The organism is Pseudomonas putida S13.1.2, assembly GCF_000498395.2.
GTDB classification, from domain to species: Bacteria; Pseudomonadota; Gammaproteobacteria; order Pseudomonadales; family Pseudomonadaceae; genus Aquipseudomonas; species Aquipseudomonas putida_Q.
Genome location: NZ_CP010979.1, coordinates 3,840,845 through 3,859,874 on the forward strand (window position 1 = coordinate 3,840,845; position 19,030 = coordinate 3,859,874).

Sequence of the window (19,030 nt, forward strand, 5' to 3'; positions counted from 1 at the left end):
GCGGTGGCCGTGCGGCCCTTGGTGCAAACCGCCCAAGCCTACCACATCACACCACCGGTGAAGGGGCTTGCGAGGACCAGTCGGCGGAACATGAAAAACATTCATCCACGCGGGTGGTGCTGCGCGTGCAACTGCTGCAAGCGGGCTTTGGCAACGTGGGTGTAGATCTGGGTAGTCGACAGGTCGCTGTGGCCGAGCAGCATCTGCACCACGCGCAGGTCAGCACCATGGTTGAGCAAGTGGGTGGCGAACGCATGGCGCAACGTGTGCGGCGACAGCGGTTTGTCGATACCTGCCACCCGGGCATGGTGCTTGATGCGGTGCCAGAAGGTCTGGCGGGTCATCTGTTCGCCGCGCTGGCTGGGGAACAGCACGTCGCTGGGGCGGCCATTGAGCAACTCGGCGCGGCCATCGCGCTGGTAGCGCTCCAGCCACACGACCGCTTCTTCGCCCATGGGCACCAGGCGCTCCTTGCTGCCCTTGCCCATCACCCGCAGCACACCTTGGCGCAGGTTGACCTGGTCGAGGGTCAGGCTGACCAGTTCGGTGACGCGCAGTCCGCAGGCATAGAGCACTTCGAGCATGGCCCGGTCACGCTGGCCGATGGCTTCGCCCAGGTCCGGGGCCTGCAACAGGGCTTCCACGTCGGCTTCGGACAACGACTTGGGCAGCGGCTTGCCCAGTTGCGGCATGTCGACCTGCAGGGTCGGGTCAATCGCTACCAGCTTTTCCCGCAGCAGGTAGCGGAAGAAACCGCGCAGGCCAGACAGGAAGCGCGCGGTGGAGCGCGGCTTGTAACCCTGGTCGAGGCGCCAGGCCAGGTGGTCGAGGATCAGGTCACGGCCGGCATCGGGCAGGGAAACCGAATGCTCCTGCAGCCACCCGTTAAACAGTGCCAGATCGCTGCGATAGGACACGCGGGTGTTGTCGGACAGGCCTTTTTCAAGCCACAGGGCGTCGAGAAACTGGTCGATCAGGGGGTGGTCTAGGGCGGGCATTCGGGACTGCTGGGTGTTGGACGTTGGCTTAGTGTTTCACAGCAGCTGACAGGTTGTCTGTACTGGCCTCTTCGCGGCTAAAGCCGCTCCCACAGGGCTCCCCACAGGATCAGGAATTGTTTACCCCTGTGGGAGCGGCTTTAGCCGCGAAAGGGCCGCCACAGGAAAAGCTCAGGCCTGGGGCAAAACGGGCACCGGGCGCTTGTCCTCGTCGATGGCGACAAAGCTGAACACCCCGTGGATCGCCCGCTCACGGCCGTCCAGGTACATGTTCTCGACAAACACGTCCACCTGCACCTGCAGGCTGGTATTGCCGACCTTGATCACCGAGCCCACCAACTCGACGATCGAGCCCGCCGGGATCGGGTGCTTGAAGTCGATGCGGTCAGTGGACACGGTCACCAGCGGCAGGCGACAGAAGCGCGTGGCGGCAATGAACGACACTTCGTCCATCCAGGCCAGGGCGGTGCCGCCGAACAGGGTGTTGTGGTGGTTGGTGGTGTTGGGGAACACCGCCTTGGTCACGCGGGTCACCGACAACTCGGTGCGGCGCTGGATTTCCTGGTCTCGGGTAGTCATGGCAATCACATCTTCGGGGGTTCAAAACGCAAAAAAGCAGCCCGAAGGCTGCTTTTTTCTCGCTAGGCGGCCTTGGCCACCGGGCAAACTGTACTCAGGACAGTTTTTCCTTGATGCGAGCGGCTTTGCCGGACAGGTCGCGCAGGTAGTACAGCTTGGCTTTACGCACGTCACCACGACGTTTCACGGCCAGGCTGTCGATTTGCGGGCTGTAGGTCTGGAAGGTACGCTCTACGCCAACGCCGCTGGAGATCTTGCGCACGGTGAAGGCGCTGTTCAGACCGCGGTTACGCTTGGCGATAACAACGCCTTCGAACGCCTGCAGACGGGAACGCTCACCTTCCTTCACTTTAACCTGGACAACAACGGTGTCGCCTGGTGCGAAGGTCGGGATTTCCTTGCTCATCTGCTCGGCTTCGAGCTGCTGGATGATCTTGTTGGTCATGCTGTGCTCCTAAGATGGATACGCGATCCACCATCGATACGTTTAACTATCGTCCCGCTCGCGGAGGTATTCCTCGAGCAGCTTCTTCTCTTCTCCAGAAAGCGAGCGACTTTCCAGAAGATCGGCGCGTCGTTCGAAGGTCCTACCAAGGGACTGCTTCATCCTCCAACGCCGGATATGTGCATGGTTGCCACTTAGCAACACGTCGGGAACACGCTGATCCGCATACACCTCAGGTCGGGTGTAGTGCGGGCAATCCAGCAGACCGTCGGTGAAGGAATCTTCTTCCGCCGAGTCCACATGCCCTAAAGCTCCGGGCAGCAGCCGTGTAACCGCATCGATCAGTACCATGGCCGGCAGCTCGCCACCGGAAAGCACATAGTCGCCAATCGACCACTCCTCATCGACATGAGCCTCGATAAAGCGCTCGTCGATGCCTTCATAACGACCGGCGATCAGGATCAACGATTCCTGTTCGGCCAGGCCTTTGACCGCCTGCTGAGTCAGCTTGCGGCCTTGTGGCGAGAGGTAGATCACCTTCGCCGCAGCTCCAGTCGCTTGCCTGGCGCTAACCAGGGCGTCTTCCAGAGGCTTGATTTTCATCACCATGCCCGGACCACCGCCAAACGGCCGATCATCTACCGTGTGGTGACGATCTGTGGTGTAGTCCCGCGGGTTCCAGCAAGTCACCTGAAGCAACCCCTGTTTCACCGCGCGGCTGGTAATGCCGTACTCCGTGATGGCCGAGAACATCTCGGGGAACAACGTGATGACGTCTACGCGAAGGTTACCCATCGTTTAGAAGTCCGCGTCCCATTCAACCCGCATCACGCCTGCTTCCAGGTCGACGTCGAGCACGCATTGCGCCGTGTAGGGCAACAGACGCTCGCGATCATCCAGGCTGCCTGCGCAGGGCTTGACCACCATTACATCGTTCGCACCGGTCTCCAACAGGTGATCGACCTTGCCGAACAGCTGTTCGTCCTGGTTGATGACCTTCAGACCTACCAACTGGTACCAGTAGTACTCGTCGGCAGCCAGGTTGGGCAAAAGGCTCCGCGCAATGCAGATTTCGTAACCGCTCAGAAGACGGGCTTCATCACGATCATCGAGGCCTTTCAGTTTCACGACCAGGCCCTTTTGGGAGCCACGACCGCTGACCAGCTCGACCTGCTTTACCTTGCCTTCGTGCCGAAGCGTCCAGCCGGGATAATCCAACAGGTTTTCAATCGGATCGGTAAAGGAATACACCTTCACCTCGCCGCGAACGCCGTGAACCGAAAAAATCTTGCCAACGACGATGAGGTCGTCAGCCTTTTCTGGCGTCGCGTTCATACTGTTCAGGCAGCGGCCTTGGCAGCGTCCTTCAGCAGCTGAGCAACACGCTCAGACGGCTGTGCGCCCTGGCTCAGCCAGTAGGTGACGCGCTCTTGGTTGACCGACAGCTTGACTTCGGCGCCCGATGCGATCGGGTTGAAGAAGCCAACGCGCTCAACGAAACGGCCGTCACGGGCGTTACGCGAGTTGGTCACGGTCAGGTGGTAGAATGGGCGCTTTTTCGAGCCGCCACGGGCCAGACGAATGGTTACCATGTGAACATCGTTCCTATAGTCGGTGTTGCAGTTTGTACTGCAAATCTGAATGCCAAATAGGCACACGGGTGCCCAAAAGGCCGCATATTCTCGGGGAATACACGGACATTTGCAAATGACTTTTTCGGCAAGGCATTGCCCCACCGTCCAGATTTGCCGGTTTAGCCGCTAAATCAACGGCAGTTGCCCCGCCGGGGCGGGGGTTGTGGAAGCCTGCCCAGCTAAAGGCAGGCTTGCGCAATAGGGGTTACAGCTTCGGCATGCCGCCGCCTGGCAGCATCCCGCCCAGGCCACGCATCATCTTGGCCATGCCGCCTTTGGCGGAAAATTTCTTCATCATCTTCTGCATTTGCTTGTGCTGCTTGATCAGCCGGCCGATGTCCTGCACCTGGGTACCGGAACCCAGGGCGATACGGCGCTTGCGCGAACCACTGATCAGGTCAGGGTCGCGGCGCTCGGCCGGGGTCATGGAGTTGATGATGGCTTCCATCTGCTTGAACTGCTTCTCGGCCGCGCCCTGGGCGTTGCCCATCTGCGACAGGTTGACCCCGCCGATGCTCGGCAGCTTGTCCATCAGGCCGCCCAGGCCGCCCATGTTCTTCATCTGTTGCAGCTGGTCGCGGAAGTCTTCGAGGTCGAAGCCCTTGCCCTTCTTCAGCTTCTTGGCCAGCTTGTCGGCCTTGGCCTTGTCGATGGTCTGCTCGGCCTGCTCGATCAGGCTGAGCACGTCGCCCATGCCGAGGATGCGCGAAGCGACGCGGTCGGGGTGGAACGGCTCGAGGGCCTCGGTCTTCTCACCCATACCGATGAACTTGATCGGCTTGCCGGTAATGGCACGCACCGACAGCGCAGCACCGCCACGGGCGTCACCGTCAACCTTGGTCAGCACCACGCCGGTCAGCGGCAGGGCCTCGCCAAAGGCCTTGGCAGTGTTGGCGGCGTCCTGGCCGGTCATGGCGTCGACCACGAACAGCGTCTCGATCGGCTTGACTGCTGCGTGCAGCGCCTTGATCTCGTCCATCATGTCGGCGTCGATGTGCAGACGGCCGGCGGTGTCGACGATGACCACATCGATGAACTTCAGCTTGGCTTCACGGATGGCCGCTTCGGCAATGGCCACCGGCTTCTGGCTGATGTCGGACGGGAAGAAGGTGACGCCGATGTCGTTGGCCAGGGTTTCCAGCTGCTTGATCGCCGCCGGACGGTAGACGTCGGCGGACACCACCATCACGCTCTTTTTCTTGCGCTCTTTAAGGAAGCGCGCCAGCTTGCCGGCGGTGGTTGTCTTACCGGCGCCCTGCAGGCCGGCCATCAGCACCACGGCAGGCGGCGCAGCATTGAGCGCGAGGTCTTCGTTGGCCGCGCCCATCAGGCTTTCCAGCTCGGCCTGGACGATCTTCACGAACGCCTGGCCCGGGGTCAGGCTGCGCGACACTTCGGTGCCGACCGCACGTTCCTTGACGCTATTGACGAAATCCTTCACCACCGGCAGGGCAACGTCGGCCTCGAGCAGGGCCATGCGCACTTCGCGCAGCGTGTCCTTGATGTTGTCTTCGGTCAGCTTGGCCTTGCCGGTGACATGGCGCAGCGTCTGTGACAGGCGGTCGGTCAGGTTTTCGAACATGGTGATCCTTTCAGGCCCAGTAAAAGCCGAGGTTTGTCAGGCACCCTGGGGGAAATACACACCCGCCGGGCACAGCAAGGCGGCGATTATAGCGAAGTGCGGCGGCGGCGCACACCTTGGGAGATATTCGGTGGCTGTGCCGGCCTCTTCGCGGGCACGCCCGCTCCCACAGAATTTCAACCCGGTTGCGGACCTACGCGGTACCTGTGGGAGCGGGCGAGCCCGCGAATGCCCTGACACAAGCCTTCAGTCTTCCTTGATCAGCGGAATCTATGCCAAACTCCGTCTCTTTAAGGCTCGCCAACCAGGACTTATGGTCTCCTCTCCCAGCCTCATCCCCAACCTGATCGCTGCCGGCCTATATATAGCGGCGGCCATCTACCAGGGCTCGCACCTGGCCCAGGGCCGCAAGTCCGACAAGCGCCTGCTCGTCCTGCTGGGTACCTTCGCGGTGCTCGCCCAGGCCGGTGCGCTGTACTTCCAGCTGATCACCCCGCTGGGCCTGAGCCTGGATTTCTTCAGCGCCGCCAGCCTGATCGCCGTGGCCGTCATCGGCCTGACCCTGCTGGCCTGCCTGCGCATACCGGTCGAAAACCTGCTGGTGCTGCTGTTCCCGCTGGGTGCGGTCACCGCGCTGCTGGCGCAGTTTGCACCACCTGGCACCGTACCGCTGATCAACGAAGAGCCGGGCATCCTCGCGCATATCCTGCTGTCGATCCTGGCGTACGGGCTGTTCACCATCGCGGTGTTCCAGTCGCTGCTGTTGCTGCTGCAGGACCACCAGCTGAAGAACAAGCACCCGTCCGGGCTGATCCGCAATTTCCCGCCCCTGCAAACCATGGAAAGCCTGCTGTTCGGCTTTCTCTGGGCCGGCTGGTGCCTGCTGTCGCTGTCGCTGATCTCCGGCTGGCTGTTCCTCGACAACCTGTTCGCCCAGCACCTGGTACACAAGACCTTGCTGGCCTGTGTCGCCTGGGTGGTGTTCAGCGTACTGCTGTGGGGCCGCACCCGCCTGGGCTGGCGTGGCCACAAGGCCATCCGCTGGACGCTGGCCGGTTTCTGCCTGCTGATGCTGGCCTATTTCGGCAGCAAGCTGGTTCGCGAATTCATCCTGCATATCTGACGGCCGCTCATGGACACACTGCCGTACGCACCGCTCTTCGGCACCCTGGCACTGGCGCTGCTGTGGTCGGCGCTGTTCACCACGGTAGATGCCGCCCGCCTGCAGCTCAATGGCACGCTGCGCCCCCACGAGGACGGCCAGCCCGTGCTCCCGGCCCAAGCCTTGGTGCTTTGCGCCAGCCTGGGCAAGCTGCTGGTGTTGGGCCTGGCCTGCCTGGTCGGCCAGCGCCATAGCGGCGAGCACGGCTTTTGGCTGGCAGGGCTGGCCGCCGCCCTCACCCTGCTGGTGTTTGCCGAATACCTGCCGCGGCGCCTGGCACGGCGCAACCCGCAGGCATGCGTCAACCTGGGTACCAGCCTGCTGAAAGTGCCCCTCGCCCTGATGCAGCCAGTGGCCTGCCTGCTGGACGGTTTCGCCAAGCTGCTCCTGCGCCCGTTTCGCGTGCAACCCACGGCCGTGGCCCTGCACCCGCAGGAAGCCGACGACTTCGACGAAGACGAGGAGCACGAAACACCCCGCCATGGCCTGCTCGACGGCCTGCAGTCGCTGGACAAGATCACCGTCAACGACATCCTGGTACCGCGCAACGAGGTGGACGGCATCAACCTCGACGAGCCGATCGAGCGCATCATCGAGCAGTTGATCGTCAGCCGCCACACCCGCCTGCCGGTCTACCACAACGACATCAACCAGGTCGAAGCCATCCTCAACACCAAGCTGATCAGCCACCTGCTGCCCAAGGGCGAGCTGACCCTGGAGGCACTGCACGGCGCCTGCTACGAACCCTATTTCGTGCCAGAAAGCACGCCCTTGCAAATGCAGCTGCTGAACTTCCACAAGCAACAGCGCCGGCTGGGTGTGGTGGTAGACGAGTACGGCGAGGTGCAGGGCATCGTCACCCTGGAAGACATCCTCGAAGAGATCGTTGGCGAGTTCGAGGACGAACAAAGCCTGGAAAACCCCCACGTACACCCGCAACCCGATGGCACCTTCGTCATCGACGGCAACGCTTCGCTGCGCGAAATCAACCGCACCCTGGGCTGGCACCTGCCCTGCGACGGCGGGCCAAAAACCCTTAACGGGCTGGTTACCGAAGCGCTGGAAAGCATCCCGGAAAGCGCCGTTTGCCTGAAGATCGGCCGCTATCGCCTGGAAATCCTCGAAACAGAGGACAATTGTGCCAGCAAGGTACTGGTGTGGACCGTGACCCGATAGCTATACTCGGGTCACGCTTACCCAGCCCCGCCGCCACGCCCGCTACCCGCACCCGGCGTTCCACGGCCAGTCCGCTCCACTGACACGCCCTGCGGTCCTGCTTCAACACCCCGAACAGTGCCCGCGCCGCCCCTACCCCCCTTGGGCTATCGTCAGTCGGGCGCACACAACAACAAAACGCTCCGGCGCCCGCGCAACCGTGCCTGCCCTTTTGCTCAGCACGCCGCCGCGGGCCATGCCCATGGAGCTGGACCAGACTGTCAGGGACCTACTTAATGACAAGCAGCACCTATGCCCAAGCGCCTGCCGCGCCGGTCAACTCGCCCGCGCGAGTAGCCACTGCCAGCTTCATCGGCACCGCCATCGAGTTCTACGATTTCTACGTGTACGCCACCGCTGCGGCCCTGGTGATCGGCCCGGTGTTCTTCCCGTCCGGGTCGGGCACCGCGCAAATGCTGGCGGCCTTCCTCACCTTCGGCATCGCCTTTCTCGCCCGCCCGCTGGGTTCGGCGCTGTTCGGCCACTTTGGCGACCGCATCGGCCGCAAATCGACCCTGGTTGCCTCGCTGCTGCTGATGGGCGTGTCCACCACGGCCATCGGCGTGTTGCCAGGCTATGACAGCATTGGCGTGTGGGCGCCGATCATCCTTTGCCTGCTGCGCTTTGGCCAGGGCCTGGGCCTGGGCGGTGAATGGGGTGGCGCGGCGTTGCTGGCCACCGAGAACGCCCCGGAAGGCAAGCGCGCCTGGTTCGGCATGTTCCCGCAGCTGGGCCCTTCTATCGGCTTTTTGGCCGCCAACGGCCTGTTCCTGACCCTGGCCCTGACGCTCAGCGACGAGCAGTTCCGTGAATGGGGCTGGCGTATTCCGTTCCTGCTCAGTGCGGCGCTGGTGCTGGTTGGCCTGTATGTGCGCCTGAAGCTCGAAGAAAGCCCGGTATTCGCCAAGGCTGTTGCCCGCCACGAGCGGGTGAAAATGCCAGTGTTCGAGCTGTTTTCCAACTACTGGGTGCCCACCCTGCTGGGCGCTGCGGCGATGGTGGTGTGCTACGCGCTGTTCTATATCTCCACGGTGTTCTCGCTGAGCTATGGCGTGACCACGCTGGGTTACAGCCGCGAGACGTTCCTTGGCCTGCTGTGCTTCGCGGTGGTGTTCATGGCCCTGGCCACGCCATTGTCGGCCTGGCTCAGCGACCGCTACGGGCGCAAGCCGGTGCTGATCGTCGGCGGCCTGCTGGCGGTCGCTTCGGGCTTTACCATGGAACCGCTGCTGACGTCGGGGTCGACGACGGGGGTGGCGTTGTTCCTGGCCATCGAGCTGTTCCTGATGGGCGTGACCTTTGCGCCGATGGGGGCACTGCTGCCTGAACTGTTCCCTACCCACGTGCGTTACACCGGGGCTTCGGCGGCATATAACCTGGGCGGGATTGTCGGGGCCTCGGCGGCACCGTTCTTTGCCCAGAAGCTGGTCAGCATGGGCGGGTTGAGCTGGGTGGGGGGATACGTGTCGGTGGCGGCGGTGATCAGCCTGATTGCGGTGCTGTGCCTTAAAGAGACCCGTAATACCGAGCTGTAAGCAATTGGGGCCGCGTTGCGGCCCCCTTCGGTTTCGAATCAGAACTCGACCTTGACCGCCTGCGAAGCGCGGGTCGCCTTGGCCCGCGCCAGCTCGACCGACTCGTCACGTGCCAGGCACACGCCCATGCGGCGGGTACCGTTGATTTCCGGCTTGCCGAACAGGCGAATGGCCGTATCCGGCTCGCTCAGCGCTGCACCCAGGTTGGCGAAGCTGGTCTGCTGCGACTGCCCTTCTGGCAGGATCACCGCCGACGCCGACGGGCCAAACTGACGCACCACCGGAATCGGCAGGCCGAGAATGGCACGGGCATGCAGAGCGAACTGCGACAGGTCCTGGGAAATCAGGGTGACCAGGCCGGTGTCATGCGGGCGCGGCGACACTTCGCTGAACCACACCTGATCGCCCTTCACGAACAGTTCCACGCCAAACAGGCCGCGACCGCCCAGGGCATCGGTGACGGCCTTGGCCACGCGCTGCGACTCGGCCAGCGCTTTCGGGCTCATGGCCTGCGGCTGCCACGACTCCTGATAGTCGCCCTTCTCCTGGCGGTGGCCAACCGGCTCCAGGAAGGTGGTACCGCCGACGTGGCGCACGGTCAGCAAGGTGATTTCGTATTCAAAGTCGATGAAGCCCTCGACGATCACCCGGCCCTTGCCGGCGCGGCCGCCTTCCTGGGCGTAGTCCCACGACTTCTGCAGGTCGGCATCGCTGCGCAGCAGGCTCTGGCCTTTGCCCGACGAGCTCATCACCGGCTTGACCACGCACGGGTAACCCACATCGGCCACGGCCTTGGCGTAGTCTTCATAGGTGTCGGCGAAGTGGTACGGCGAGGTCGGCAGGTCCAGCTCTTCGGCGGCCAGACGGCGGATGCCTTCACGGTTCATGGTCAACTGCGTGGCGCGGGCGGTCGGCACCACGTTGAAACCTTCGTTTTCCAGCTCGACCAGGGTGGCGGTGGCGATGGCTTCGATTTCCGGGACGATATAGTGCGGCTTCTCGGCCTCGATCACCGCACGCAGGGCAACGCCATCGAGCATGTTGACCACGTGGCTGCGATGCGCCACTTGCATGGCCGGGGCATTGGCGTAGCGGTCGACGGCGATCACTTCGACGCCCAGGCGCTGCAGCTCGATCACCACTTCCTTGCCCAACTCGCCACAGCCGCACAGCAGTACACGGGTCGCGGTGGGCGACAAGGGGGTTCCGATACGGGTCATTTCAGGTCCTCGAAGGCGTCCGGGGCCGCGCCAGGCTTTGCGCCGCCCGCTGAAAAAGGACCGCTATTCTACACCATCAACCGGCGACGGCGGCCCGTCGGGCGCGAAATGCCATGGCCAGCCATACGGCAGTGACACCGGCGAACTTCGACGCCATGGCGGTGCCGATCACCGCCGGAGTCAGGGCGCCGATCATGCCGAAAAAGATGAAGGTATCCACCGGGATGCTCAGCGCCGAGCTGAGCCACAGGCGATCGCGCAGCGGCCGGCGGGTAATGCTGAACACCAGCCAGTCGATCAGCTCGGAAATGAAAAACGCGGTGGCGCTGGCCAGGGCGATGGCCGGCTCGGAGGTGACATAGGACAGCACCAGGGCCACCAACATGGCAACCAGGGCACCATGGCCGAAGCGGGTCTGCACCATGTCGCGCAGGATGAACACCAGGCCGCCCCAGGCGGACCAGATGATGTCCAGGTGCGGGGCGCTGGAGAAGGCGTAGTTGATCAGCACTACGCTGCTGATGTAGGCAATCAGATAGAACATGGCGGGTAGTCTGTGGGCAAGCCGTACAGATTACCGCTGGCGCCCTCGACAGGCAACGCCGTCCCTGTAGGAGCGGCCTTGTGTCGCGATGGGCTGCGCAGCGGCCCCGGGGTTTCTGATGCACACCGAAGATTGCAGGGGGCTGCTGCGCAGCCCATCGCGACACAAGGCCGCTCCTACAGGATCAGCCCGGCCTCTACTGCCCGTTCATGGCAAAGCTTGAGCACCGCCCGGCGCTCATCGTTGTCCATCCGCCCCCAGCGGCCAATCTCTGCCACGGTACGCTGGCAGCCGGTGCAGATGTCCTGCTCGTCCAGCGCGCAAATGCTTACGCACGGCGAGGCCACCGGCCGCTCTACCACATTACTCATCATCAACCACCAGCTCCTGCGCATAACGCTGGGCATTGTGCACGTAATGCGCGGCGCTGGCTTCAAGCATGCGCTTCTGCTGCTCGGTCAATTCACGTACTACCTTGCCGGGCGAGCCCATCACCAGTGAACCGTCGGGGATTTCCTTGCCCTCGGCGATCAGTGCATTTGCACCGATGATGCAGTGCTTGCCAATGCGCGCGCCGTTGAGGATTACGGCATTGATACCGACCAGGCTGTAGTCGCCCACGGTGCAGCCGTGCAGCATGGCGTTGTGACCAACGGTCACGCCCTTGCCCAGGGTCAGCGGCGAGCCCATGTCGGTATGCATCACCGTGCCATCCTGCACGTTACTGCCTTCGCCGATATCGATCAGCTCGTTATCCCCGCGCAGCACCGCGCCAAACCACACGCTGGCATTGGCTTGCAGGCGCACGTTGCCGATCAGCGTGGCGTTGGGTGCGGCCCAACTGGTGGGGTGGCTTTCGACCCGCAGGTCGCCCAGGCGGTATTTCATGCATGCTCCTCAGGCTGGAACGCAGACGGCAGGGTAGGCCCCGCTCAGTTTTCGATGTAACGCTCTGGGGGCTGGTGCAGGCTGATGCCGGCATCAAACAGTACGTTGACCAGTTCGACGATCATGATCGCCGACAACCCCCAGATCTTGTATTCGCCATAGCGGTAGCTGGGCACGTACCAGCTGCGCCCCTGATAATCGATACGGTGGGTATGGTCGCGCGGGTCCTGGCGGAAGAATTCCAGCGGCACGGTGAATACTGCCGCGATTTCGGCATCGTTGGCGCGGTATTCGACGAAGTCGGGAATAAGCCCGACGAATGGCGTCACTTTAAGGCCATGCAGCGAAATAAGCGGGCTGAGCGGGCCTACCACTTCCACCAAGCCAGGCGGCAGGCCGATCTCTTCCTCGGCCTCGCGCAGGGCGGTAAACACCAGGTCCGGGTCTTCCGGGTCGCGTCGGCCACCGGGAAAGGCCACTTCGCCACCATGGGTAGACAAGCCCTTGGCGCGCAGGGTCAGGACCAGCTCGGGCGCTTCGCTGCGGGTAATGGGCAAAAGGACCGCCGCTTCAGGGAACCGCCGGTCGGTTTCCAGTGATGCGGGTTGGTGGTTGCTCATTCGGCGAAGTAGCTCGTCCAGCATTGCGCACGCTCGTATCCAAGGCCTGCCTTGCATGATGCACCAAAGCCGCGAAGCACCCAAGCCCCTACGCTTGCGGCGGCCCTGCCTGCACGCCAAGATAGCCTTGAACAAAAGGAACCTCACATGAAATTCTGCAGCGCGTGCGGCCAGCCGGTCACCCAGCGGATTCCCGAAGGCGATAGCCGCCTGCGGTATGTCTGCGAGTCTTGCCAGACCATCCATTACCAGAACCCCAACATTGTCGCCGGCGTGCTACCGACCTGGGGCAGCCAGGTGCTGCTATGCCGGCGTGCCATCGAGCCACGCCGTGGCTTCTGGACCCTGCCCGCCGGGTTCATGGAGAACGGCGAAACAATCGACCAGGCCGCCCGTCGCGAAACCGTCGAGGAAGCCTGCGCCCGGGTGGGGCCAACCAGCCTGTACCAGCTGTTCGACTTGCCGCACATCAACCAGGTGCATGTGTTCTTCCGCGCCGAATTGACGGACCTGGACTTCGCCGTCGGTGTCGAAAGCCTGGAGGTGCGGTTGTTCGAAGAACATGAGATTCCGTGGGGCGAGCTGGCTTTCCGCACCGTCACACGCACACTAGAATGCTACTATCGCGACCGCATCGGGCAGCACTACCCCATAGGCCATGAGTACCTGGCGCCGATGACAGTGTCGACCTCCACCTCTACTTAGAAGAAGCCTTCAGGGATACCGTTACATGCGCTGGTTGCTTGCCATTTTCTGCCTTTGCGTTACCTCGGTGTCCCAGGCGGCCTTCACCGAGACGATCATCCGCAAGCCCGTGCCGGCAGCGCAGACGCCGTCGCCTTCGCAGCAGGCCATGCAACCGCTGATCGACAAAGTGCTGGTGATCAAGTCCGAGCGTCGCCTACAGCTGATCAGCCGTGGCGAGCCGCTGAAAACCTACCGCATTTCCCTGGGCAAGCAGCCCAAGGGTGCCAAGCAACGCGAAGGCGATAAAAAAACCCCTGAAGGCCTGTACTGGCTGGACTGGCGCAAGCAAAGCGACCGCTTCAACCTGGCCATGCACATCAACTACCCGAACATAAGCGATGCCGCCCGCGCCACCCGCGAAGGGGTGAGTGCCGGCAGCATGATCATGATTCACGGCACGCCGATCAACGACGAGTACCCGGAGTGGTATTTCCACACCCTGGACTGGACCGACGGCTGTATTGCCATGCGCAACCGTGACATGCAGGAAGTCTGGGAACTGGTGCGCGATGGCACGCTGATCGAAATCCGGCCCTGAAGAGAAACACAGTCTCGTGCAGGAGCGGCCTTGTGTCGCGAAAGGGCCGCAGAGCGGCCCCCAACCATGGAATCTCCCACAGTTTACCAGCGCAAATCGCGTTGCCCTGCCAGCGCTTGCGGCCCCAGCCACTGCGCGCCCCTCAGCAAGGGCGTCAACGCCGCCTCCGGTTGCAACTCGAACACCACCTGGGCCTGCCGACCTGGCAGGTCGACCTCCAAGGCCAACTGATGCTGCCCCTGCTGCGCCAGCTGACCACGCAGGCGCCAGCCACTGCGGCAGTCCATTTCCAGCCAGCCCTGCCCCAGGCCCAGTGACCACGGTTCGCTGAGCGCCAGGTCGCTCACCGTTACACGGCCCTCGCTGCCCAGGCATTGGCGCCCTGCCCCCTGCATGCGGACTGCGCCCTGCCACAGCCCGGCCAGGCGGTAATCCGTTGCCACCGTCGCCTGGGCGCCCATCGCCGTTGCCTCCAGCCGCCAGCGCCACGGCCAGCCTTCGGCGCGCAAATGCCAGGCCTGCCCCTGAAACCCCAACTGTGCAGTTGCCTGCAAGCGCCAAGGCTGCACCGACCAGCGCAGAGGCCCCACCGGCCCCAACTGTTGCGCCTGGCCCTGCCACAGGCTGCCACTGGCATCCCGCACCGGCACACCTGCCCCGCGAGCCACCCAGGCGGCGGGGAACTCAACGAGCAAGGTCAGGCCGAAAACCAGCAGCACCCACGCCACACCTTTGCGGCTCATGGCTGCACCACCAGGTCGAAGCGCAACGCCTTGCCATCCTGTTCCAGCCCCCATTGCAGCGGCGTTGCGCCCTCTTCATGCAGGGACTGCAACCAGCCTTGCAGCACCCGCTCATCGGCCACCTGGCCACGCAGTTGCCAGGCCTTGCCTTGCACATCGACCTCGGCCAATACAACCTGCCGCGCCTCGGCCGACTGCTTCAGGCGCTCCAGGCTCAAGCCCGGGCCGCCATGCAGGCTTGCGGCTTGTTCTGCCAGCCCCCGCCACTGGCTGACCTCGCGCCATTGTGCCAAGCCCTCGCGCAGGGCCAGAACAGTCAGCAACAACGCAATCAGCAACCAGGCGAACTTCAACCGATGACGCTGCATCCAGTCCTGGTTCATGCGGCGGCTCCCAAGTCGAACACCACTTCGCCACCTTGTACCTGTACGGCAGCACCGGCAGCGTTGGCCATGTCTTGCCAGGGTGGCGTGGCGCCGTCGCCTTCTAGCCGCAGGTGCCAGCGCTGGCCATCGAAGCGCACCGCTTGCAGGCGCCAGCCGGGGTGATCACGCAGCCAGGCCTGCAAGGCTGCCTGCAAGTCTTCGAGCTGGCGGGTGCGTACTTGCTGTTGAAGCTCGCTTTCCCGCAGGCGTTTGAGCGCCTGCGAGGCATGCCGTGGGCTGGCCTGCTCACCCGTCACGGCAAACACCTGGGCGCGCCAGAGTTGTGCCTGACGCCACTGCTGACTCAACCACAGCCCGCTCCAGACTGCCGCCAGTATCAGGCAGGTGGCCAACAGGCGTTGCTGGGGGCGTGAAACGACGGGCAACGAAGGTGCCTTGCGAGCACGCTCGAACAGGCCGGGCATCGCGTCGAGCGGCGCCAGCGCGCTTGGCCAGTTGCCACTCAGGGGCACGCTTTGCAGGTGTGCCCACGGTTGCTGCGGCGCCTCACCCAGCGCGTGCGGCCATGCCAGCCAATGCTCCTGCTCGTCCTCGGCCAGCCCTTTGTACAAGGACAAGCCGGGCGTGCGCTGCCAATGCCAGGCAGTGCCTGCCCCAGGCCCAGGCAGTAATTGCAGCTCCGCCCAGCAACGCTCTACCTGCCGGCCCCATGCGGCACACTGCCTGCGCCAGCCGTCCAGTTGCTGACGCGCCACCACCAGCAAGCGAAGGTGCCCGGGTGGACGGGCCAGGCAAGCGCAGGTGACCTCGTCCGGCGGTTGCAGCAAGCGGTCTTCCAGCAACAGCGGCCACTCCGCCCGCTTGAGCCCGGGTGGGGCGGGCACGTGGAAGACGCTGCAGGCCTCGGCAGGCAGAATCAGGGCTACCCGGGCTTGCAGGTGCGCCGGTGGCTCACCCTGCCCCTGGCTTTGCACGATGCCGCCCTCCGCCAACGCCCAGTGCCAGACAACACCTGGGCGCAACAACAACCACGGTTGAGCAGGTGCACGCTGTCGCCATTCAAACTTCATGAGCGCCCCCACGGGAGGGCGAAGGTGCAGACATAGGGTGCTCCGTCACGCTGCAGTTCCAGGCGCACACCACGGCCGGGGTGCGCCGGTTGGTCAGAAGGCCAGGCCAGCCAGCGGCCGCCCTGGTAATAAAGGATATTCATGGCCCCGACCCGGTCGAGTTGCTCACGCTGCACCCAGCGCGGCGCGGCGGCGGCGTACAGGTCGGCCGAGCTTTCCAGCAGCAAGCGCTGCTCACGGGCCTCGAAGCGCAAGCGCTGGCGTTGCAGGCGCGAGCCGCCTTCGGCTTCTGGCAGGCCGGTGGTGGCAACCCACTGCAACTGGTTGCTTGCCGGTTGCCAGTCCAGCCAGCGGCTGGCCAGGGGCAGACGCTGGTCGTAGACGCGGCGCAGCACCGGGCTGTCGAAACGCCGTTCAAGGGCCAGGCAGAAGTCCAGCACCGAGGTTTCCTGGGTGGTCACCTGCAGGCGCTCGCGCACTTTCAGCCAGCCATTGACCAACGCAGCGAGCATGATGCCGAGCAGGACAGTCAGGGCCAGGGCGACCATCAGTTCGATCAGGGTCAGGCCTGCCTGACGGTGCCTTACAGGCCGAACCCGGTACTGGCCGCTGTATGGGCAACCTGTGGGAGCGGGCGTGCAAGCCATCAGTGGTGTGAGCCAGATCATGGGCGCTCCAGAAACACGGTGTACTGGCCCAGTGGCACGCGCTGGTCGCGGTCGGCGAACAGTTGCAGTTCGCCACGGCGCAGGTCGCGCACGCCAGTGCGGCGCAATTGCAGTTGCCAATGACACGGCTGGCCACCTTGGCTCAGTTCACCCTTCACCTGGTTGGCAGAAGGCCAGAATTGCTCGACGGCAAAACGGGTTTGCAGTTCGCGCGCACACAATAGGCCAAGGCGATGTTGTTGCAGGTTGTCCTGCACGGCCAGGCGCTGACGCAGGACCTGGCTGGTGATCACCGCCAGCACGGCGGCGATCGCCAGGGCCACCGTTACCTCCAGCAAAGTGAAGCCACGCTGACGTTGCTTCATGGCGCAACCGCCACCTGCAAGCGCCCATCGCGGCCCCAAGCCCATTGCTGGCTGCCATCGGCCCAGCGCCAGCGCACGCTGCCCGGCCGTGACCAGCCATGCGGGGTGAACAGCACGTGGGGCTGCGGGCTGGCGGGCCAGTCCGGGTGCAGGCCCTTGGGCCAGTCGCCAAGCCCGACCGCTTCGGCCACCCAGGCACTGCCCTCACGCCGCACGAACTCCGGGCGTTGGCCATTCCAGCGCAGCCCACGCAGTTGCCCGGCATGCCGGGCCAGCGCCGCCTGGGCGCGGGTTTCGCTGGCCAGGCGTTGCAGGGCCTGATCGACACGGGCCTGGCCGCTGCCGAGCCCGGCCACTGCCAGGCCTGTCATCAGCCCGGCGATGGCCAGCACCACCAGCAATTCGATCAGGCTGAAGCCACGCTGACGGCGCACCCTTACAGCGCCCAGTTACCCAGGTCGGCATCCTGGCCTTCGCCGCCCGGCTGGCCATCGGCGCCCAGCGAGTACACATCGACCCGGCCATGCTCACCGGGCATGCGGTACTGATACGGGGTGCCCCACGGGTCCTGGGGCAGGCGACGCACATAGCCGTCACTGCGCCAGGCCCGTGGCAGGGGCTCCTGGCTCGGTTTTTTCACCAGTGCGGCCAGGCCCTGTTCGGTGCTGGGAAAGCGCAGGTTGTCCAGGCGGTACATGTCCAGCGCCTGCTCCAGGGTGGCCAGGTCGGCCATTACCTTCTGCTTCATGGCCTTGTCCTGATTGCCCAGCACGCTGGGCGCGACCACGGCAATCAGCAGGCCGATGATGAAGATCACCACCATGATTTCCATGAGGGTGAAACCGCGCTGGCGGTTACGTTGATGCTGCATGGCAGTACTCCTTGTATTCACAGTTGCAGGCCCTGGTTGAGTTGCATGATCGGCAGCAGCACCGCCAGCACGATGAACAGCACCACGGCCCCCATCACCAGGATCATCAGGGGTTCGAACAGCGCCATGGCGGTATCCACCTGGCGGGCAAAGCCACGCTCCTGGTCGTCGGCCACGCGCTCGAGCATGTCGGCCAGGGTGCCGCTGGCCTCGCCGCTGCCGACCATGTTCACCAGCAGCGGCGGGAATTGCTGGCTGGCATCCAGCGCACGGTGCAGGCTGGTGCCGCCCTGCACTTGCTGGCGCACCTGCTCCATGGCCAGGCGGATACGCCGGTTGCCGACGGTTTCGGTGGCCACTTGCAAGGCTTCGAGCAGGGCCACGCCGCTGCCGCTGAGAATCGCCAGGCTGCGCGCCAGGCGTGCGCTTTCCAGCACCTGCAACAAGCTGCCGATACGCGGCAGGCGCAGCAGCAACTGGTCGCGGCGCAGGCACCAGTGCGGCTTGCGCAGCAGCCAGGTGCCGAGCCCACCCGTCAATAGCACCAGCCCCAGCAACCAGGGCCCGGCCTGCACCAGCCCTTGGCTCAGGCCGATCAGCAACGCGGTGATCAGCGGCAGGCCTTGCCCGGCATGGGCAAACTGTTCGGTGAGCTTGGGCACGACAAAGGTCATCAGGCCGATGACCACGGCAAGCGATACGCCCATCAACACAGTGGGGTAGATCAGCGCAGTACGCGCCTTGTGTTGTTGCCGCTGCACCTGCTCCAGGTGGTCGGCCAGCCGGGTCAGCACCTGGGCCAGGCGCCCGGAACGTTCGCCGGCCTCGACCAGCGCGCAGTACAAGCCAGTGAATGGCGCCCCCTGGCGCGCCAGGCTGCGGGCCAGGCCCAGGCCTTCGGCAAGGGAGCCGCGCAGGGCCACCAGCACATTGTGCAGGGCAGGTTGACGCAACTGGCGCTCAAGGGTGCCCAAGGCATCGACCAAGGGGATGCCGGCACCGGTCAATGTGGCCAGCTGACGGGTCAGTTCACACAGCTGGGCACGGCTCAAACGCTGGCGCCGGGGTTGCCGATTACCGCTGTCCTGGCGCTGCAACTGGCGGGCAAACAGCCCCTGATCGCGCAGCAACTGGCGCGCATGGCGTTCACTGTCAGCCTGCAGGCTGGCCTTGCGGGTCTTGCCGGCGAGGTCGACGGCCAGGTAGCGATAGGTCGGCAT

At 64.1% G+C, this 19,030-nt stretch carries 25 protein-coding genes; 5 read left to right on the forward strand and 20 right to left on the reverse strand.

Translation table 11 applies throughout. The annotated features are described in order from the left end of the window. Positions 1-101: 101 nt before the first annotated feature. From xerD to ffh, 7 genes are all read right to left on the reverse strand, one after another. On the reverse strand, positions 102-998 hold the full coding sequence (gene xerD / locus N805_RS16970; protein WP_003252154.1) for a site-specific tyrosine recombinase XerD: 897 nt from the start codon (positions 996-998) through the stop codon (positions 102-104). Between the two features lie 171 nt (positions 999-1,169). Next, entirely contained in the window at positions 1,170-1,577 is a 408-nt protein-coding gene (locus N805_RS16975) for an acyl-CoA thioesterase (RefSeq protein ID WP_019470347.1), read from the reverse strand. Positions 1,578-1,671: 94 nt separating this feature from the next. Further along, complete coding sequence (gene rplS / locus N805_RS16980; RefSeq protein ID WP_003252148.1) at positions 1,672-2,022, reverse strand: 50S ribosomal protein L19; 351 nt, start codon at positions 2,020-2,022, stop codon at positions 1,672-1,674. A gap of 42 nt (positions 2,023-2,064) precedes the next feature. Continuing rightward, entirely contained in the window at positions 2,065-2,817 is a 753-nt protein-coding gene (gene trmD / locus N805_RS16985; RefSeq protein ID WP_003252146.1) for a tRNA (guanosine(37)-N1)-methyltransferase TrmD, read from the reverse strand. 3 nt (positions 2,818-2,820) lie between these two features. Then, positions 2,821-3,357 (reverse strand): ribosome maturation factor RimM, encoded by a 537-nt coding sequence (gene rimM, locus N805_RS16990; protein WP_016485144.1) that lies wholly within the window; start codon positions 3,355-3,357, stop codon positions 2,821-2,823. Positions 3,358-3,362: 5 nt separating this feature from the next. Beyond that, positions 3,363-3,614, reverse strand: a complete 252-nt coding sequence (gene rpsP, locus N805_RS16995; protein ID WP_008094480.1) for a 30S ribosomal protein S16 — start codon at positions 3,612-3,614, stop codon at positions 3,363-3,365. Positions 3,615-3,861: 247 nt separating this feature from the next. Continuing rightward, positions 3,862-5,238, reverse strand: coding sequence for a signal recognition particle protein (ffh, locus tag N805_RS17000; RefSeq protein ID WP_012270758.1), 1,377 nt, complete (start codon positions 5,236-5,238; stop codon positions 3,862-3,864). Between the two features lie 313 nt (positions 5,239-5,551). Here ffh and N805_RS17005 point away from each other — a divergent pair, with 313 nt between their 5' ends. From N805_RS17005 to N805_RS17015, 3 genes are all read left to right on the forward strand, one after another. Next, a complete protein-coding gene (locus tag N805_RS17005) occupies positions 5,552-6,361 on the forward strand; it encodes a cytochrome C assembly family protein (RefSeq protein WP_019470346.1) in 810 nt (269 codons plus the stop codon). A gap of 9 nt (positions 6,362-6,370) precedes the next feature. Next, the gene (locus N805_RS17010) at positions 6,371-7,576 is read left to right on the forward strand and encodes a transporter associated domain-containing protein (RefSeq protein WP_019470345.1); all 1,206 of its coding nucleotides are present in this window, start codon (positions 6,371-6,373) and stop codon (positions 7,574-7,576) included. A gap of 275 nt (positions 7,577-7,851) precedes the next feature. Continuing rightward, positions 7,852-9,150 carry an MFS transporter gene (locus tag N805_RS17015; RefSeq protein WP_019470344.1) on the forward strand — a complete coding sequence of 433 codons (1,299 nt, stop codon included), beginning with the start codon at positions 7,852-7,854 and terminating at the stop codon, positions 9,148-9,150. A gap of 38 nt (positions 9,151-9,188) precedes the next feature. On the opposite strand, the gene purT is transcribed toward N805_RS17015, so the two are convergent. From purT to N805_RS17040, 5 genes are all read right to left on the reverse strand, one after another. Continuing rightward, the gene (purT, locus tag N805_RS17020) at positions 9,189-10,370 is read right to left on the reverse strand and encodes a formate-dependent phosphoribosylglycinamide formyltransferase (RefSeq protein WP_016501237.1); all 1,182 of its coding nucleotides are present in this window, start codon (positions 10,368-10,370) and stop codon (positions 9,189-9,191) included. A gap of 76 nt (positions 10,371-10,446) precedes the next feature. Next, positions 10,447-10,914: a VUT family protein gene (locus N805_RS17025; RefSeq protein ID WP_010952556.1), complete on the reverse strand. Its 468-nt coding sequence runs from the start codon at positions 10,912-10,914 to the stop codon at positions 10,447-10,449. A 176-nt stretch (positions 10,915-11,090) separates the two neighbouring features. Then, a complete protein-coding gene (locus tag N805_RS17030; RefSeq protein ID WP_016501238.1) occupies positions 11,091-11,288 on the reverse strand; it encodes a DUF1289 domain-containing protein in 198 nt (65 codons plus the stop codon). Beyond that, positions 11,278-11,802, reverse strand: coding sequence for a gamma carbonic anhydrase family protein (locus N805_RS17035; RefSeq protein ID WP_016485138.1), 525 nt, complete (start codon positions 11,800-11,802; stop codon positions 11,278-11,280). Before N805_RS17035 ends, N805_RS17030 begins: the two co-directional genes overlap by 11 nt. 44 nt (positions 11,803-11,846) lie before the next feature. Beyond that, positions 11,847-12,446, reverse strand: coding sequence for a CoA pyrophosphatase (locus N805_RS17040; RefSeq protein WP_019470343.1), 600 nt, complete (start codon positions 12,444-12,446; stop codon positions 11,847-11,849). A 123-nt stretch (positions 12,447-12,569) separates the two neighbouring features. Here N805_RS17040 and N805_RS17045 point away from each other — a divergent pair, with 123 nt between their 5' ends. Both N805_RS17045 and N805_RS17050 read left to right on the forward strand, forming a co-directional pair. Continuing rightward, positions 12,570-13,127 (forward strand): NUDIX hydrolase, encoded by a 558-nt coding sequence (locus N805_RS17045; protein WP_019470342.1) that lies wholly within the window; start codon positions 12,570-12,572, stop codon positions 13,125-13,127. Between the two features lie 25 nt (positions 13,128-13,152). Next, complete coding sequence (locus tag N805_RS17050; RefSeq protein ID WP_019470341.1) at positions 13,153-13,707, forward strand: L,D-transpeptidase family protein; 555 nt, start codon at positions 13,153-13,155, stop codon at positions 13,705-13,707. A gap of 83 nt (positions 13,708-13,790) precedes the next feature. Here N805_RS17050 and gspN read toward each other — a convergent pair whose 3' ends face one another. From gspN to gspF, 8 genes are read right to left on the reverse strand one after another with little or no spacing between them, the layout of a single operon-like run. Then, positions 13,791-14,450 carry a type II secretion system protein N gene (gene gspN, locus N805_RS17055; protein ID WP_019470340.1) on the reverse strand — a complete coding sequence of 220 codons (660 nt, stop codon included), beginning with the start codon at positions 14,448-14,450 and terminating at the stop codon, positions 13,791-13,793. Next, entirely contained in the window at positions 14,447-14,833 is a 387-nt protein-coding gene (gene gspM, locus N805_RS17060; RefSeq protein WP_019470339.1) for a type II secretion system protein GspM, read from the reverse strand. The genes gspN and gspM overlap by 4 nt, the downstream gene beginning before the upstream one ends. After that, complete coding sequence (gspL, locus tag N805_RS17065) at positions 14,830-15,906, reverse strand: type II secretion system protein GspL (protein WP_019470338.1); 1,077 nt, start codon at positions 15,904-15,906, stop codon at positions 14,830-14,832. Before gspL ends, gspM begins: the two co-directional genes overlap by 4 nt. Continuing rightward, positions 15,903-16,553, reverse strand: a complete 651-nt coding sequence (locus N805_RS17070) for a prepilin-type N-terminal cleavage/methylation domain-containing protein (RefSeq protein ID WP_046811380.1) — start codon at positions 16,551-16,553, stop codon at positions 15,903-15,905. The genes gspL and N805_RS17070 overlap by 4 nt, the downstream gene beginning before the upstream one ends. A gap of 17 nt (positions 16,554-16,570) precedes the next feature. Then, complete coding sequence (locus N805_RS17075; RefSeq protein ID WP_019470336.1) at positions 16,571-16,939, reverse strand: type II secretion system protein GspI; 369 nt, start codon at positions 16,937-16,939, stop codon at positions 16,571-16,573. Further along, positions 16,936-17,373: a type II secretion system minor pseudopilin GspH gene (gene gspH / locus N805_RS17080; RefSeq protein WP_019470335.1), complete on the reverse strand. Its 438-nt coding sequence runs from the start codon at positions 17,371-17,373 to the stop codon at positions 16,936-16,938. Before gspH ends, N805_RS17075 begins: the two co-directional genes overlap by 4 nt. Before the next feature lie 2 nt (positions 17,374-17,375). Continuing rightward, the gene (gspG, locus tag N805_RS17085; RefSeq protein ID WP_019470334.1) at positions 17,376-17,810 is read right to left on the reverse strand and encodes a type II secretion system major pseudopilin GspG; all 435 of its coding nucleotides are present in this window, start codon (positions 17,808-17,810) and stop codon (positions 17,376-17,378) included. Between the two features lie 17 nt (positions 17,811-17,827). Beyond that, the gene (gene gspF / locus N805_RS17090; protein ID WP_019470333.1) at positions 17,828-19,030 is read right to left on the reverse strand and encodes a type II secretion system inner membrane protein GspF; all 1,203 of its coding nucleotides are present in this window, start codon (positions 19,028-19,030) and stop codon (positions 17,828-17,830) included.

Excerpts from the sequence above, each read along its gene's own strand:
- N805_RS17030 (WP_016501238.1), bottom strand. The coding sequence starts at position 11,288 with ATGATGAGTAATGTGGTAGAGCGGCCGGTGGCCTCGCCGTGCGTAAGC.
- rplS (WP_003252148.1), bottom strand. The coding sequence starts at position 2,022 with ATGACCAACAAGATCATCCAGCAGCTCGAAGCCGAGCAGATGAGCAAG.
- N805_RS17010 (WP_019470345.1), top strand. The coding sequence starts at position 6,371 with ATGGACACACTGCCGTACGCACCGCTCTTCGGCACCCTGGCACTGGCG.
- gspM (WP_019470339.1), bottom strand. The coding sequence starts at position 14,833 with ATGAACCAGGACTGGATGCAGCGTCATCGGTTGAAGTTCGCCTGGTTG.
- N805_RS17045 (WP_019470342.1), top strand. The coding sequence starts at position 12,570 with ATGAAATTCTGCAGCGCGTGCGGCCAGCCGGTCACCCAGCGGATTCCC.
- xerD (WP_003252154.1), bottom strand. The coding sequence starts at position 998 with ATGCCCGCCCTAGACCACCCCCTGATCGACCAGTTTCTCGACGCCCTG.
- gspL (WP_019470338.1), bottom strand. The coding sequence starts at position 15,906 with ATGAAGTTTGAATGGCGACAGCGTGCACCTGCTCAACCGTGGTTGTTG.
- rpsP (WP_008094480.1), bottom strand. The coding sequence starts at position 3,614 with ATGGTAACCATTCGTCTGGCCCGTGGCGGCTCGAAAAAGCGCCCATTC.
- N805_RS16975 (WP_019470347.1), bottom strand. The coding sequence starts at position 1,577 with ATGACTACCCGAGACCAGGAAATCCAGCGCCGCACCGAGTTGTCGGTG.
- rimM (WP_016485144.1), bottom strand. The coding sequence starts at position 3,357 with ATGAACGCGACGCCAGAAAAGGCTGACGACCTCATCGTCGTTGGCAAG.
- N805_RS17070 (WP_046811380.1), bottom strand. The coding sequence starts at position 16,553 with ATGGCTTGCACGCCCGCTCCCACAGGTTGCCCATACAGCGGCCAGTAC.
- gspG (WP_019470334.1), bottom strand. The coding sequence starts at position 17,810 with ATGCAGCATCAACGTAACCGCCAGCGCGGTTTCACCCTCATGGAAATC.
- gspN (WP_019470340.1), bottom strand. The coding sequence starts at position 14,450 with ATGAGCCGCAAAGGTGTGGCGTGGGTGCTGCTGGTTTTCGGCCTGACC.
- N805_RS17015 (WP_019470344.1), top strand. The coding sequence starts at position 7,852 with ATGACAAGCAGCACCTATGCCCAAGCGCCTGCCGCGCCGGTCAACTCG.
- purT (WP_016501237.1), bottom strand. The coding sequence starts at position 10,370 with ATGACCCGTATCGGAACCCCCTTGTCGCCCACCGCGACCCGTGTACTG.
- N805_RS17005 (WP_019470346.1), top strand. The coding sequence starts at position 5,552 with ATGGTCTCCTCTCCCAGCCTCATCCCCAACCTGATCGCTGCCGGCCTA.
- gspF (WP_019470333.1), bottom strand. The coding sequence starts at position 19,030 with ATGCCGACCTATCGCTACCTGGCCGTCGACCTCGCCGGCAAGACCCGC.
- N805_RS17050 (WP_019470341.1), top strand. The coding sequence starts at position 13,153 with ATGCGCTGGTTGCTTGCCATTTTCTGCCTTTGCGTTACCTCGGTGTCC.
- ffh (WP_012270758.1), bottom strand. The coding sequence starts at position 5,238 with ATGTTCGAAAACCTGACCGACCGCCTGTCACAGACGCTGCGCCATGTC.
- N805_RS17040 (WP_019470343.1), bottom strand. The coding sequence starts at position 12,446 with ATGCTGGACGAGCTACTTCGCCGAATGAGCAACCACCAACCCGCATCA.
- N805_RS17035 (WP_016485138.1), bottom strand. The coding sequence starts at position 11,802 with ATGAAATACCGCCTGGGCGACCTGCGGGTCGAAAGCCACCCCACCAGT.
- N805_RS17075 (WP_019470336.1), bottom strand. The coding sequence starts at position 16,939 with ATGAAGCAACGTCAGCGTGGCTTCACTTTGCTGGAGGTAACGGTGGCC.
- N805_RS17025 (WP_010952556.1), bottom strand. The coding sequence starts at position 10,914 with ATGTTCTATCTGATTGCCTACATCAGCAGCGTAGTGCTGATCAACTAC.
- trmD (WP_003252146.1), bottom strand. The coding sequence starts at position 2,817 with ATGGGTAACCTTCGCGTAGACGTCATCACGTTGTTCCCCGAGATGTTC.